Genomic DNA, 15,894 nt, shown 5'->3' on the forward strand with positions numbered 1-15,894 from the left:
TACATTCAATTCTAATTTATTTAAATTCTAGCTGATAATGAAAAGAGTATTATATTTTATGCTGATTATATTGATGTCTCAAAACATTCATTCTCAAATTTATATTCCTATTGATACCGCCAATTTACCTGTTCGAACCGAAGCTGCCAGAATTTACAGAGAAAATGCAAAGCAATTTTATAATTCAATAAAGGATGATTATCAAGGAACCGAACGTTCGTATATAAAAAAGAAATATGAATTGCTGGATAAAGATTTTGTAGAGGATATTCAAAAAGGTGAGTATTTATTTAATACTCCATTCAACAAGAAGCTGGATGAAATTGTGCAAAATATTATAACTGCAAATCCAATACTTAATCAGGATTTGAAATTTTATATCTCAAAGTCTGTTTCACTAAATGCTGCCAGTATGGGCAATAAGAATTTTGTATTGAAATTGGGTTCCTTTTATTATTTACAAAATGAATCACAATTAGCTTCGGTAGTTTCGCACGAAATAGCACATTATATTTTGAAGCACGCCCTAATAGAAATTCAACGACGTTATAAACTTGAAAAAGGTTCGGATTACAAAGATGAAATTTATGAAATAAAAAAAGACAACACTAATAGGGGCGAAAAAGCATACAATAAGTTGAAAGGTATTCTCTACGACGGAGGCAAGAGTAGTCGGAAGCAAGAATATGAAGCAGATTCGCTAGGTTATATTTTAATTAAGAACACCAATTATAATAAAACGGAATACCTGAATTCGTTGAGATTGATTGAACAATATGATACGATACGACCTATTGGATTGAAACTTGAAACATATAAAAAGATATTTAATTTGCCAAGTCAGCCTTTTAAAGAGGAATGGTTAAAAACAGAAGATTTCTCAAATTACGATTATTCGAAATATAAAGAAAAATATAATGAAGATTCTATTCGTTCACACCCTGAAACGGAATTAAGAATTGTTGCATTGAAGAGGATTTATCCGGAGTTGAATAAAGTTGATGCTCCTCAGATTGCTTCTCCTGAATTTAAAGAATTGCAAAACATTGCGAAGCTGGAACAACCAGCCAGTCTTTTATTCCAGGAAGAATATGGCTTAGGAATCTATTTTTGTTTGTATTGCTTGCAAAATGAGGACAATGTGGATTATAATAAAAAATGGCTGGGAGAATACTTTCAAAAAATATACAATGCAAGAAAGGAATATAAGCTGAACCGATATTTAGAGCGTGTTGATCCGAAAAATCAATCGGAAAGTTATAAGCAATTTTTGAATTTTATGTGGAATTTAAATTTGTCCGAGATAAAAGTAATTGCAGATTATTATAATCAAAGAGGCTCTTGATAAAGAGCCTCTTTAGTTTATGTCAGTAATTCAACTTTTCTAATCTGATTTGATTGTATTTATCCTTCTCGTTATATTCTCTAAGCATTATGTATCCTTCTTTTGCTGGCTGTGGATATATTGAGTATTTCTTTTTTGCAGTAAGTGGAATTTTTTCTTCCGTCAGTTTTCCGTTTATAATTGTGTTTATACCTAATAATAAGTTTGGTGTATTATTGAATAAACTAGCATTGGGATCTTTTACTACGTCATAGTAAAAGAAAACGACACCTGTTTGATCTTTTATATATTGTGAGAATAAGAATTCGGCACTGTAATGACTAAGTTCTTTTTTTATAGTATTCACTTCGCCCGGAGTGAAATCTGTTTTCATATTAAATAAAACATAATCAGTTGTTTTTGGTAGTCCTGTCCAAAAGGCATCGAATTTATATTTCTCAGTCAGAATAGAAATAGATCCATCTTTAAAGAAAAAGTACTTAATGGGTCTCAATCGAAAGTTTTTTTCCATTCTCCCTCGTTCATCTACTTCTATTTGATTTGTAAAATCGCTCCACTGAGTGTACTTTTTTTCGATTTCATTTCCGTTCTCATTCAATACAATTTTATAAAATCCCAAATTTTGGTCAAGTGTAAAATCAGTCTTTTTATAAGGAGAGTAGTTGCCCGTGATATATAATTTATTATCAATTTCTTTTACTCTGAGGGTATGACTATATTCGCTTCCAACTCTTTCCAAAACATATTTATACTTTTCTTTGCCAGATTGAAGATCTAAAGCAACAATGGCATATTCATTAATATTCATTACACCTCCAAAATCTCCTTTGGTCCAGTTGGAGATGGCCACATAGATTGTATTTTTATTTACGTGTAAAAAATTGAAAGAATTATATTGCTTTTCAGTACCATTGGGGTTGTATTCATATTTCCATAAGAGTTCTTTCTTTTCATTAAAGAGTTGAACATCTTTTTCCAGGTAACTCTTTTTATTATTGTCTTCTGTAATAAAAAAGCCTTTAAAAATGCCATTATTAAATCCTCTTACATAATTTCTTGTTTCAAGTCCTTTGTATTCTTTTTTCATTTGATCATAATCAGAAATAAATTCAGTAAACTGATTATTCTCATATTTAAATTCGGCTGACACTGTATTATCTTTCAAAGAAATAGTTTGGAAGGTAGATAATAATAGCTTCGAAATACCGGTAAAGCTGTTTCTGTAATAGTAAATTTTATTCATAATTACATAATCACCCATCAATGTGCAATCATAATATCCACTCAAAACATTATTATATTGTTTACTTGTAAATTCTTTATTGGATACCTTGTTGAGATTTCTGTCTAAAAAAACATATTCCATTGTTTTATTTTGACTGTCTGCGTCTCGTTCATATATGTATAGATAACCATATAAATTCTCATTCGAATCATATAATGTGGAGTTGTATACAATTTTCCCATTGGCTAGTTTCGCCAAATCCTGAATCTGACCGCAAGCACATATGGTTACAAATAAACAAGTGATTAATAGTGTTGTTTTGATTTTCATAATATCAAATATGTTATTTATAATAGAATTTATAAGTAGTATTCGCTTTAAATTACAAAAATAATAAATAATCACTATTAACACAATAAATGCTGTCATTATTTTAAAATTTAAAGTTACTGATTTTCAATATAAGTTTAACAGTTAATCATCTTTTCTCATGAAGCAGTTACTGATTTATCATTAAATTAGGACAACTCAGAATAAAAAAATGAAATTTTTCCACTTTCAGGTTTAACTTTTCTGCTATTTCTTTGTTTATTGATTTGTAGTATCAAAAATTCAGGAATAAAAATGAACAAAAACGAAGTATTCGAGCAGCGCCTTAAAGCGTTGCAAGAGATGGAGGACAATGCAGCGCACCGCCAGCATTTAAAAGGAAAACTTACCGCACGTGAACGTATCAATGTGCTTTTTGACGAAGGAACTTTTTTTGAATTCGATGCCTTTGTGTCGCCTTCGCAAACTCCTATGAGCAGTAAACAATCAAATTTTGGTGATGGCGTTGTTGTGGGACGCGGACTGGTACAGGGGCGAAGTGTATTTGCTTATGCGCAGGATTTTACGGTTTTAGGCGGCTCGCTGGGTTATGCACACGGCATGAAAATAGCCAAAGTACAGGAAATGGCGCTCAAACTTGGTGCTCCCATTGTAGGTTTAATGGATTCAGGAGGTGCCCGTATTCAGGAAGGAGTAAAAAGCTTGTCGGCTTATGCCAGTATTTTCAAGAACAACGTAAAATCTTCGGGCATCATTCCTCAAATCAGTGCTATTCTGGGACCGGCAGCCGGAGGTGCAGTATATTCACCCGCACTGACCGATTTTATTTTTATGACCAACCAGACATCGTATATGTTTGTTACAGGGCCGGATGTGGTTCGCGAAGTGCTGAACGAAGAAATTGATATGGAAGGACTTGGTGGTGGAAATGTACACGCTAGCAAAAGCGGTGTTTCTCATTTTGTTTCGGATGATGAAGAACACACTATCATGCTGATACGGAAATTACTTTCGTATATCCCGTCCAATAACTACGAAACGCTGCCGGTTTCCAACCTGGTCAGCTCCTATGTATCCAGACAGGAATATCTGGACAAAATTATCCCTGATGACCCCAATCGTCCGTACGATATGAAAGAAATTATCAACATCATTGTTGATAAAGATTCATTTTTTGAAGTCCACGAAAAATTTGCCCAAAACATTCTTGTAGGATTTGCCCGTCTGAATGGCAAAACGATCGGAATTGTGGCTAACCAACCCAAAGTTATGGCCGGAACACTGGATATCAATGCCAGCATCAAAGGGGCACGTTTCGTCAGGTTTTGCGATGCATTCAATATTCCGCTACTTATACTGGAAGATGTCCCGGGATTTTTGCCGGGAATAGAGCAGGAGCACAGCGGCATAATACGCAATGGAGCTAAGCTGCTGTACGCTTTCTGTGAGGCCACTGTTCCCAAAATCACCATTATCACACGCAAAGCTTACGGTGGAGCATACATTGTAATGAGTAGTAAAAAAACGGGTGGTGACTTTAATTTTGCCTGGCCAACTGCCGAAATAGCGGTAATGGGACCGGCCGGCGCTATCAAAATCGTGAATAAGCATGAACTCGCCAATGCCGAGAACCGCGCCGAATTAGAAAAAACGTTGGTAGACAAATATAAAAATGAAATAGCCAATCCGTATAAGGCTGAAGAGTTAGGACTGATAGACGAAGTAATAACTCCTTCGAACACCAGACAGATTTTGATAACATCATTTGATATATTATCGAATAAACAATACACGAAACCTGCACGTAAACACGGAAGTATACCTTTGTAAATGGTTATTAACTTCGTTGATAATTGCCCTATGGGCGATATTTACACTGCGTGTGTTATTAGCTTTGCCAATCATTGGCTAATACCTGTAATTATTGTGAAGTAATATCATCGAAAACAAATATTTCATACAAAGTGAGTAGTGCGACGCAATATCGCAAATGAAATAAAGAAACTATCGCCGAAGGCAAATATCACGAACGAAGTGAGATAATATCGCCAAAGGCAAATATCAAAAAAGAATATGAAGAAACGACTTTTAATTGCCAATCGCAGCGAGATAGCTATACGCATTATTCGTGCAGCCCGTAAACAGGGTATGTTGGCTGTAGTTTTTCAAAGTGACAGAGAGCCCGATGCTCTTTATCTCAATTACGCCGACGAAATTATACCGGCTCGTGATGCCGGAAATGACAAACCGATTTTTCTGGATCCTGAAAGAATTGTAAATCTAGCGTTAGAGCACAATATAGATTTGATTCATCCCGGATACGGTTTTTTATCCGAAAATCCCGATTTTGCGCAGCTTTGCGTTGATAACGGAATAAATTTTATCGGTCCTTCTCCGCAATTGATTAGAGATATGGGACTTAAAACTGTTGCAAAAAGCATGGCTATAAAATCCGGATTACCTTTGGTGCCGGGCAGCGATGGTCCGGTTACCGATGCGCATGCTGCTAAAGCTTTTGCCGACAAAATTGGCTATCCGGTCATTCTTAAAGCCTCCGCCGGCGGTGGTGGGCGAGGCATGCGCATTGTTGAAAAGCCTGAAACAATAGAGCGAAATTTTAAATCGGCATCGGACGAAGCATTAGCAGCATTTGGTAACGGTGACATGTTTATTGAAAAATACCTGCAAAATCCAAAGCATTTGGAATTTCAGATAATGGGAGATAAGCATGGCAATGTCGTTCATTTAGGCGAAAGAGAATGTTCATTGCAACGTAAGCATCAGAAAATACTCGAAGAAGCACCTTCAGCAAGTGTAACCCCTGCTATGCGAAAAGAAATGGGCGACATGGCGGTTCGGTTTGCCAAATCAATTGGTTATTATTCTGCTGGTACCATCGAGTTTATTATGGACGAAGACGGTTCGTATTATTTTATGGAGATGAATACCCGTATTCAGGTTGAACATCCGGTTACGGAAATGATTACGGGAGTTGACCTGGTCGATTGGCAAATTCGCGTGGCATTGGGCGAAGAACTGACACTAAAGCAAGAAGACATTCACATCAAGGGTTGGGCTATCGAGTGTCGTGTGAATACGGAAGATCCCCAAAACCGCTTCAGTCCTCAGACAGGTTTTATTGACAAAATTTATTTCCCTCAAAGCAAAGAAATTCGCATAGAAACCGGAGTACAATCAGGTTCGGTTGTAACGCCATATTTCGACTCGATGATCGCCAAAATAATTGTGCATGGCACCGATCGTGCCGATGTGATTGAGAAAACACTGGCGGCATTGTACGATTTCAGTCTGATAGGATTAAAAACCACCGTTCCTTTTTGCCGCACGGTACTACAGCATCCCGAATTTGTAAATGCTACCTATACCACCCGTTGGGTCGATTCGGTATTTACTCCTGAAATGCTTGAAAATGATGAAGATGAAATGATAGGTGCCTTGGCTGCTACCATTATGTATGCATCAGAATATCTGCAACTTTCTTCGGACTTGCCAACATATAAAAATGACTCGCTCAATGTTTGGGTGCTGAATAAGAGATTGAATTATTAAAAGAATAAAAATGGGAACTTCATATATTTATAAAAGAGATGCTTCGCGCCTGTTTATTGCAATGCGCGAAAACGGTAAACGTTACAAAATCTATATTCCAAAAGAATCAAAACCTGTAATAAACGGACAGGAGGAAGATATAGATTTTCTGGAACAGGAAGATTTTCATTACACTTTCGACTGGAAAGGAAAACGCTTTCATTGCGAACTTGTTTCGCGCGATCAGAACAAAGCCGTGATTAAAGTAAATGGTGTGGAATATAAATTCAGCCTGGAATCACTTTTCTCTTACATTCGTCACGGTATGATTGATAAAGACGGAAAACAGATAAACGAAAACAATATTATTGCTCCCATGCCGGGTAAAATAGTTGACATTTTCCTTTCGGAAGGCGACCTTGTGAATGAGGGTGAACCGATTCTGAGTCTGGAGGCAATGAAAATGCAGAACGAAATTTCCGCCAATTGCAACGGAGTTATTCGCAAAATCCGGGTTCAATCCGGTCAATCTGTGATGAAAGACGAATTATTGGTAGAGATAAATTCTATCGATGAATAAGTCTGTCAAACCAAAACAAACAAAAGAGCAAATCGACACCAGATTTGCTCTTTTTTATTAAGCACAGATTTATGTAAAATATTTTACCACCCACAGGTATAAAATCAATTCAGCTGTTGTATCTTTGTCATTCCAATTATAAAACTTTGTTTTACACTAAAGCTGCCTCATTTTAAGTAAGTGGAATGAAAAAACGGAATACACTCATATTGATTTATCTGGTTCTATTCCTGTGTGCTGCATTTGCTGCAAAACCATTTCGCTTTGCACTTTTTACAGACACTCACATATCGCCCACAAATACTCAACCAACAGAAGATCTTATAAATGCAGTGAACGATGTAAATTCGCTTAATGATATTGATTTTGTAATAGTTTCGGGCGATGTATCCGATTTAGGCGATACAGTTTCGCTCAGAATCGCCCGAAAGCAGCTCGAAAAATTACACATGCCGTATTTCATTCTTCCGGGCAATCATGATATTCGCTGGTCCGAACCTCAGGCTGCCAACTTCAAAAAGATTTTTAAAGCGGATAAATTCTCTTTCACACACAAAGGATATAAATTCATTGGTTTTGCTACTGCACCGCAGGCGAAATCAGGCAAGGGAATTATCAGGAATGAAGATATTGATTGGCTACAAAAAACGATGGATAGCGCAAAAACCGATGTACCCATGTTTGCAGTAACGCATTATCCGCTACAGACAGGCGATGTGGAAAACTGGAAGGAAGCGACGGATATACTAAAAAAACACAATATAAAAGCAGTTTTGGGAGGACATTATCATCGCAATGTTTTGTTTAATTACGATGGAATACCGGGCATAATCAGCAGATCGGCTTTAAGGGCTAAAGATCCGGTAGGAGGATATTCTGTTTTTGCCGTTTCTGACACGATAAAGGTTTGGGAAAAACGAATCGGACAAAAAGAACTGCTTTGGCTCGAATTACCAATGGAACAATAATAACATATTTATATTAAAAAGTAGGATTATGGATAACTTTTATGAGATTTCAAAAGAACAGGAAATAGCAGAAACCAAACGTTTTTTTGTAAGAGTTTATAGCTGGATGTCAATGGCATTAATCATTACCGGGCTGGTAGCTTATCGTACCGCCAATTCGCCTGAAATTCTCAGTTTAATTTTCGGTGAAAGGTTTGTATTTTATGGATTGATGATTCTGGAATTAGTGCTTGTTGGTGTTTTAGTGGGTGCTATCAATAAAATGTCGGCCATTACAGCCACTATTGTTTTTATTTTATACTCGGTTCTCAACGGAGTAACATTATCAGCCATTTTCTTTGTATTTACAGCCGATTCAATTGCTAACGTATTCTTTATTGCAGCCGGTACATTTGCAGCCATGAGCGCTTATGGATATTTTACAAAATCGGACTTGACAAAAATTGGTAATATCCTGTTTATGGCACTTATCGGATTGGTTATCGCCTCATTGGTAAATATGTTCCTGAAAAGTGAAATGCTTTACTGGATTAGTTCTTATGCCGGAGTGTTGATATTTGTAGGGTTGATAGCCTATGATACGCAGAAACTAAAGAAACTCAACATTATTGGTAATGAAGATACCGATGAAGGTAAGAAAGTAGCCATTATCGGAGCGTTGACTTTATATCTCGATTTCATCAACCTGTTTCTTTACCTGTTGCGTATTTTTGGAAAAAGAAGATAATATCGAATGCACAGTTACCGGCTATCAGCGATTTCACTGATTACTGTTCACTGTTCATTGCTAACTGAAAAACATGAAACTAAATAAAATAGCTCAGATTGTTGGAGCGAATGATTCAAACGTTCCATCTGTCGAAATAAATTGGTTACTTACCGATAGCCGTTCATTATCTTTTCCGGTAGAAAGTTTATTTTTTGCCATTCATACGGCTAGGAATAACGGTCACAATTATATTGCTGAGCTTTACCAACAGAACCTTCGTTACTTTGTGGTGAGTGAAATGCATCCTGAGTTTGAGAAAATGACCGATGCTGTTTTCTTGAAAGTGGAGGATAGTTTGAAAGCTTTGCAAGCTTTGGCAGTTGCTCACCGCAATGCATTTGACATTCCGGTTATTGGTATAACCGGTAGTAATGGCAAAACAGTTGTAAAAGAATGGCTCTACCAACTTTTACACACCGACTATGTGATTACACGCTCGCCCAGAAGTTATAACTCGCAAATTGGCGTTCCGCTTTCGGTTTGGGCTTTGAGCGAAAGTACTCAATTGGGTATTTTTGAAGCGGGAATCTCCGAACCGCACGAGATGAAACGTCTCCAACCGATTATTCGACCGACAATAGGCATTTTTACCAATTTAGGCGATGCGCATCAGGAAAATTTTAGTGGACTCAAGCAGAAATGCGAAGAAAAGCTCCAACTTTTTGATCAATCGGAAGTGCTTGTATATTGCAGCGACAATAAGCTTGTAGAAATATCTATAGCTCAATCCGCTTTCAAAGGCGTATTCTTTTCCTGGGGAAAGTCTGATAAAGCTACCGTTCAGATAGTACAAAAAGAAAAAACGGTGTCGAGCACTAAAGTCGTGTTGAAATACAATGCTGTAGAGTCGTCTGTAACCATCCCTTTCACAGACGATGCTTCTATCGAAAATGCGCTACAATGTGTGGCTGTGATGTTGTATTTAGGCTTGAAAACCGCTGAAATAGCTAAACGAATTTTACTGCTCGAAGCTGTAGCTATGCGGCTTGAAGTAAAAGAAGGTGTGCGTGACTGTCTGATTATAAACGATAGTTATAATTCGGATTTGAACTCGTTAAGCATTGCACTTGATTTTCTGAACCAGCAAGCTACTGCTAAAAAACTATCAAAAACATTGATTCTGTCGGATATTCTGCAAAGCGGTCAAACATCAGATGAGCTTTATAAAACTGTTTCCGGGCTGGTACACAACAAAAATGTACAACGTATTATAGGTATCGGTTCTGAAATATCCAAACATGCCGACATATTCGAGTTGGTTGATAAAACTTTCTTTGAACAAACCGAAGATTTTCTGAAATCACCAATTCTTCGCGAGTTGAAAAATGAGATTATTCTACTCAAGGGTTCCAGAACATACCATTTCGAAGACATTTCTGAGAAGCTCGAACTGGTAACTCACGAAACTACGCTGGAAGTAAACCTGAATGCGCTGATAGATAATTTGAATTATTTCCGCGCTAAACTTCGCCCCGAAACGAAAATAATGTGCATGGTAAAAGCATTTGCCTACGGAAGCGGAGCTGTTGAAGTGGCACGTACACTGCAACATCATCGATGCGATTACCTGGCAGTGGCAGTGGCTGATGAAGGTGCCGAACTGCGCCGTGAGGGAATTAGAATACCTATCGTGGTGATGAATCCTGAAAAAGGAAGTTTCGGTATGATATTCGACAACAAGCTTGAGCCTGAAATATACAGCTTTAGGCTACTTGATGCTTTTATTGCTTCGGCAGAAAAGCTTGGTTTGACTGATTATCCGATTCATATTAAGATTGATAGCGGTATGCATCGCCTCGGCTTCGAACCTAAAAATATGGAGGAATTACTGACTCGCCTAAAGAATCAAAATCAGGTTAAGGTTCGTTCTGTGTTTTCTCATTTATCCGGATCTGACGAAGCAAAATTTGACTCTTTCACAAAACAGCAAATAGATACTTTCACCGATTGTGCTGACCAGCTATCAGGTGCTTTCTCGCATAATATTATGCGTCACATTCTCAATTCAGCCGGTATAGAACGATTTTCCGAATACCAGTTTGATATGGTTCGATTGGGAATAGGACATTACGGCATAAGCTCCCTTCCCGATGTAAAACTTAAGCAGGTTTGTGCTCTGAAAACCATTATTTTGCAGATTAAAACCGTGAAAGCTGGAGAAACAGTGGGTTATAGCCGGAAAGGTATTGTGAACGAAGATAAACGAATCGCCATTATTCCGATAGGTTATGCCGATGGATTTGACCGTAAGCTGGGCAACGGAGGAGGTGAAGTGCTTGTAAATGGAAAACGTGCAAAGGTAATAGGTAATGTTTGCATGGATTTGGTTATGATTGATGTAACAAATGTAGAAGCAAATGAGGGTGATTCGGTCGAGATTTTTGGGGATAATCTGACTATTTCTGAAGTGGCCGGTTGGCTGAAAACCATTCCTTACGAAGTGCTTACAAGTGTTTCGCGGAGAGTAAAGAGAGTTTATTTTCAAGAATAACTCCCATATTAAAATAATAGATGGTTTTAATTCAAATTCAACAAATAAGTACGGCTAAGACTTTGCTCATAAGTGCTTCTAAGCTAGCAACTCAACTGGGGAAAGAGTTTGGTTTGCTTAGTTTTGTTGCTACTGATGAATTGATTTCGGAACGTGAAAATCAATTGAATGGTTTATTGAATGAAACTATTCAAGCTAAAATAATCGTAAGAAATTCCAATGAATCCGCATTGACGGAAATCTGTGAAGAGTTGGAAGCTTCATTTTTATTTATTCAACTTCCGAACAATCAACTCAGGTCTATCCGTAGTCAGTTGAAATTCTGTAGAGACTTACGCATTCCGTATTTGTTTTTTAAGGATTCATTCGGCGAACTGGATTTAAAACGTGTTTTATTACCGATAGGTTTTTTAGAAGAAGAGCTCGAAAAAGCGCAATTTGCAGCTGCTTTTGGTAGATTCTGTAACTCGGAGATTAAGATGCTACTGGCCAACGATTATGGTTCAAAAGCTGCTGCAAATGCAGAAAAGATGAAGTCATTATTCGATAAGTTTGACTTTAAATATTCGCTGGATAAAGCAACAAAAGACAGCTTTAAAGTAGAACAGGAATCCGTTCAGTTAGCGGAGAATATGAATGCCGGAATTATAATTGTCTCTGCTTCGCGCGATTATGGCTTGGATGATATCATTTTTGGACCAAAAGAATACCATGTTGTAAACAAATCAACGATACCCGTTTTATTGGTCAATCCTCGTGGAGATTTATATGCACTTTGCGACTAATTTAGTCATTTAGTGATACATACTAAAATAGTTACACGATTTAATTATATTGACGACTAAATTTGTCCGAAATGAAATCAAAAGTAAGAAATTTAATACTGAGAGAGTTACTGGTTCCATTACTGGCATTATCCGGTATTTTGATAGTAGGCTTTTTGGGGTATATTATCATTGAGGGCTTAAGTCCGCTGCAATCACTTTATATGTTGGTAATTACCTTTGCCACCATTGGCTATGGTGATGTTGTTCCGATTACAAGTGCCGGTAAGATCTTTACTATTTGTATCGTTATTTCGGGATTTACAATTGGTTTGTATGCTATCGGAAAAATTTCAGCTTTCTTTGTTGAGGGCGAACTTTTAAATATTTTAAAACAAAGGAAAATGAACAAAGTACTAGATTCAATGCATGATCACTATATCATTTGTGGTTATGGGAAGACCGGAAAAAGCGTGTTAGACGATTTGCTGAAGAAAGGGTTGGAAGTTGTACTAATTGAAAATAATACCGAAAGAAGCGAACGATTAAAGGAAATATACGGGCAAAAATTCATCCATATTGATGGCGATGCGACAACAGATGAAGTTTTGCTGAAAGCAGGAGTAGAAAGGGCAAAGATTCTGATTTCCGTACTTTCAACCGATGCCGAAAATCTCTTTGTTACATTGAGTGCCAAAGATTTGAATAAAAACATCAAAGTAATAACACGTGTTGCCGAAACAAATTCTACCGAAAAGTTCAGAAAAGCCGGAGCCAATTTCATTGTTTCACCTATCGAAATAGCTACAGAACGTATTATTTCAATCGCAACTTCGAGTACCGATTTTTTCAGCTTTGTTGAATTTGCCGGAGCTAAGGAAGAAATGAAAGAATATAAATTCGGACTTGTTGAAATAAATAAAGACAGCGACCTGATTAATAAAACTTATCGTGAAGCGAACATCCCGAACCGAACTAACTTGGTTGTGATTGGATGTTACACCTCTACGAGTGAATTGCAGGTAAATCCAAAAGCGGATAACTACATAAGTCTTGGAGATAAACTGCTTGTATTTGGGACTGAAATCCAAATAAATAACCTGAGAAATATAGCTAAACATACTAAATAAAACAGATAACAAATTAATGACAAAAATTGGAACAACTCTCTCGTCGGTAGGCAAAAAAGCCGTTTTATGCGGATCGGGAGAACTGGGAAAGGAAGTTGCTATTGAATTGCAACGTTATGGAATTGAGGTAGTAGCGCTGGATAAATATCCAAATGCTCCGGCTATGCAAGTAGCGCATAGTTCACATGTATTTTCTATGCTCGATGGAGAAAAATTGCGCGCAGTAATTGAAACAGAAAAACCTGATTATATCATTCCGGAAATTGAGGCTATTGCTACTGATACTTTGGTCGAATTGGAAAAGGAAGGATTTAATGTTATACCAACAGCCAAAGCAACTTTTCTTACAATGAACCGTGAAGGAATTCGCCGTTTGGCAGCCGAAGATTTGCAGATTGCCACTTCTCCTTATCGTTTTGCTTCCAGCAAAGAAGAATTCGAATCGGCTGTTGCCGAAATCGGTATTCCGTGTGTGGTAAAGCCTATCATGAGTTCTTCCGGCCATGGACAAAGCGTTATTAAAACTGCTGCAGACATTGACAGATCCTGGAAAATAGCTCAGGAAGGCGGTCGGGCAGGAGCTGGGCGTGTGATTGTCGAAGCATTTGTAAAGTTTGATTATGAAATTACATTGTTGACCGTACGTCACAGTGCCGGTACAACATTTCTGAATCCAATAGGTCATTATCAGGAAGATGGCGATTATCGAGAATCATGGCAACCTCAACCAATGATTGACAGTGCATTGGAAAAAGCGCAGAAAATTGCAAAACTGGTAACCGATGCGTTAGGTGGTTATGGAATTTTTGGAGTGGAACTTTTTGTTTGTGGCAATGATGTTTTGTTCAGTGAAGTGTCACCGCGCCCACACGATACAGGTATGGTAACAATGATATCGCAGGATATGTCGCAATTTGCACTTCATGCTCGTGCTATTCTTGGTTTACCTGTACCAGCTGTACGGTTTAATCGTCCTTCTGCCTCAAAAGCTATTGTAGTTGAGGGTGATAGTGATAAAGTCGTATTTGACAACCTGGAGAATGTGTTGGCTGAAGCCGATGTGCAGCTTCGTATATTCGGAAAACCGGAAGTTGTGGGTCACAGACGATTGGGAGTGATTTTGGCAAGTGCCGATACTATAGAAGAAGCTCGTGCTAAAGCTAACCGGGCATATGATAAATTAGAAATAAACGTTTTGCCACGTTAATGAATTTCACGTATAAAAAAAGGCTGAATCATATCGATTCAGCCTTTTTTTATATATGCTTATTGTAAAATTATTGATTTACAATTATTCTGTATCCTTTACCATGTATGTTGATAATTGTGATATCAGGATCTTTGCTGAGTAATTTACGCAGCTTACAGATATAAACATCCATGCTTCTTGAATTGTAATAGTTGTCATCTTTCCAGATGGTGGTCAACATGTACTTACGATCCAGCATAGCGTTAACGTTTGCTGCAAACAGTACAAATAAATAAGTTTCTTTACGTGTAAGTTTTGTTTCTTCTCCATTGAAAGAAAGTACTCGGGTTTGTACATTAAACGTGTAAGCTCCCAGTTTATAACTCGGAACAATCATAAGTGCTCTTAGATTTTCATCTAATTCATTTAACAAAATTCTTTCGTTTTCAATTTTCATTTTCTCGTAATTTTTGAATTAATATAGTGTTAGTGAACATAATTTCTGAGTAGACAATATAAAAATATATAAGCTTGAATCTAATCCAATAATTGTATCTGTTTTATTTTCAACAGTTAAACAAAAAGATTTAGTAGCTACTATTTTTGAAGAGGCAAATGTAATTATTTTTATTTAATTATCCAAATAATTACGCTAGCTTAAATCATTTTTTTCTAATAATTATTCTCTTTTGTTAGTGAGCTATTTTTGATAACATGGAATAACGTAAATACGATCTCTGCTTATATCTGTATTTATTCATTTTCATTTAATATTTAATGCTTTGTTTAAATATGAGTAATTTCAATGATTTTTGATTCTGAAATAATCTGATATAAATGATTGATAATATAAGCAATATCTCATCTAATTTTTCATTCAAAATTCTTATTACTTAATCATCTTCAAATATACTTCTACAAAAATTGAATGTTTCAGTACCATAAAACTATAGAGTCATGTAAAATAATCTACAGTTGTTCAGGCTGGCTTATATTTTTTTTCGCCTGGCAAGGTTAAAGTATGTCAACAAAAGCACTATAAAGTACTAATAAAATATAAATCCTGCCTATATATTTGAATAAATATGCTTTTTAAAAAGCAGGTATTAATGCCTGTTATTAGCTTGCTGTGGTAATTATTACATAGAATTAAACAAATTACTACACATATATTTATCCTAAATAATCTGTAAACAAATACTAAATCGAGTAAATATCACTTTTTCAGTAATATACTGCATAATAATTCTGAATATTCCTTCGTTATATACAAAAAGAAAAGTCAACCTTTTATTAAAATAATTACTACAAGTCCAAAACTAATACTACATTAAGCTGATTGATAGAAAGTTACGCTTTTGTACGTATATTTGTAATGTCAATCACAGATATAAAATCACTCATTAAAATCATACGAATATGAAAACTATAAAGATTCAATCATTTGTAAAAACTGCCTCTATCATTTTTTCAACATATATGTTAGTATTGTTGACCATGGCAATTTTCTTTTAAATAATAAAAAGGAGTAATATACATTTGTTTTTTACTGAT

The 15,894-nt window shown here is 36.4% G+C and carries 12 protein-coding genes; 10 read left to right on the top strand and 2 right to left on the bottom strand.

From position 1 onward, the window contains the following. Nucleotides 1-37: 37 nt before the first annotated feature. Entirely contained in the window at nucleotides 38-1,345 is a 1,308-nt protein-coding gene (locus PALPR_RS02615) for a M48 family metalloprotease (RefSeq protein ID WP_013444056.1), read from the top strand. Nucleotides 1,346-1,367: 22 nt separating this feature from the next. On the opposite strand, the gene PALPR_RS02620 is transcribed toward PALPR_RS02615, so the two are convergent. Next, nucleotides 1,368-2,900 carry a hypothetical protein gene (locus tag PALPR_RS02620; protein ID WP_148226417.1) on the bottom strand — a complete coding sequence of 511 codons (1,533 nt, stop codon included), beginning with the start codon at nucleotides 2,898-2,900 and terminating at the stop codon, nucleotides 1,368-1,370. Between the two features lie 294 nt (nucleotides 2,901-3,194). On the opposite strand from PALPR_RS02620, the gene PALPR_RS02625 reads away from it, so the two are divergent. The 9 genes from PALPR_RS02625 (at nucleotide 3,195) to purT (ending at nucleotide 14,358) form a co-directional block, all read left to right on the top strand. Further along, nucleotides 3,195-4,730 carry an acyl-CoA carboxylase subunit beta gene (locus tag PALPR_RS02625; RefSeq protein WP_013444058.1) on the top strand — a complete coding sequence of 512 codons (1,536 nt, stop codon included), beginning with the start codon at nucleotides 3,195-3,197 and terminating at the stop codon, nucleotides 4,728-4,730. Between the two features lie 243 nt (nucleotides 4,731-4,973). Next, the gene (locus PALPR_RS02630; RefSeq protein WP_013444059.1) at nucleotides 4,974-6,470 is read left to right on the top strand and encodes an acetyl-CoA carboxylase biotin carboxylase subunit; all 1,497 of its coding nucleotides are present in this window, start codon (nucleotides 4,974-4,976) and stop codon (nucleotides 6,468-6,470) included. A 10-nt stretch (nucleotides 6,471-6,480) separates the two neighbouring features. Continuing rightward, a complete protein-coding gene (locus PALPR_RS15270; protein WP_013444060.1) occupies nucleotides 6,481-7,029 on the top strand; it encodes an acyl-CoA carboxylase biotin carboxyl carrier protein subunit in 549 nt (182 codons plus the stop codon). A gap of 185 nt (nucleotides 7,030-7,214) precedes the next feature. Beyond that, nucleotides 7,215-7,997, top strand: a complete 783-nt coding sequence (locus PALPR_RS02640) for a metallophosphoesterase family protein (protein WP_013444061.1) — start codon at nucleotides 7,215-7,217, stop codon at nucleotides 7,995-7,997. 28 nt (nucleotides 7,998-8,025) lie between these two features. Next, the gene (locus PALPR_RS02645; RefSeq protein WP_013444062.1) at nucleotides 8,026-8,724 is read left to right on the top strand and encodes a Bax inhibitor-1/YccA family protein; all 699 of its coding nucleotides are present in this window, start codon (nucleotides 8,026-8,028) and stop codon (nucleotides 8,722-8,724) included. 73 nt (nucleotides 8,725-8,797) lie between these two features. Continuing rightward, a complete protein-coding gene (locus PALPR_RS02650; protein WP_013444063.1) occupies nucleotides 8,798-11,257 on the top strand; it encodes a bifunctional UDP-N-acetylmuramoyl-tripeptide:D-alanyl-D-alanine ligase/alanine racemase in 2,460 nt (819 codons plus the stop codon). Nucleotides 11,258-11,277: 20 nt separating this feature from the next. Further along, on the top strand, nucleotides 11,278-12,042 hold the full coding sequence (locus PALPR_RS02655; RefSeq protein ID WP_013444064.1) for a universal stress protein: 765 nt from the start codon (nucleotides 11,278-11,280) through the stop codon (nucleotides 12,040-12,042). A 71-nt stretch (nucleotides 12,043-12,113) separates the two neighbouring features. Continuing rightward, nucleotides 12,114-13,151, top strand: coding sequence for a potassium channel family protein (locus PALPR_RS02660; RefSeq protein WP_013444065.1), 1,038 nt, complete (start codon nucleotides 12,114-12,116; stop codon nucleotides 13,149-13,151). A 16-nt stretch (nucleotides 13,152-13,167) separates the two neighbouring features. Next, complete coding sequence (gene purT, locus PALPR_RS02665; RefSeq protein ID WP_013444066.1) at nucleotides 13,168-14,358, top strand: formate-dependent phosphoribosylglycinamide formyltransferase; 1,191 nt, start codon at nucleotides 13,168-13,170, stop codon at nucleotides 14,356-14,358. Nucleotides 14,359-14,428: 70 nt separating this feature from the next. On the opposite strand, the gene PALPR_RS02670 is transcribed toward purT, so the two are convergent. Then, nucleotides 14,429-14,797: a winged helix-turn-helix domain-containing protein gene (locus tag PALPR_RS02670; RefSeq protein ID WP_013444067.1), complete on the bottom strand. Its 369-nt coding sequence runs from the start codon at nucleotides 14,795-14,797 to the stop codon at nucleotides 14,429-14,431. Nucleotides 14,798-15,894 lie beyond the last annotated feature (1,097 nt).

The organism is Paludibacter propionicigenes WB4 (assembly GCF_000183135.1).
GTDB lineage: Bacteria > Bacteroidota > Bacteroidia > Bacteroidales > Paludibacteraceae > Paludibacter > Paludibacter propionicigenes.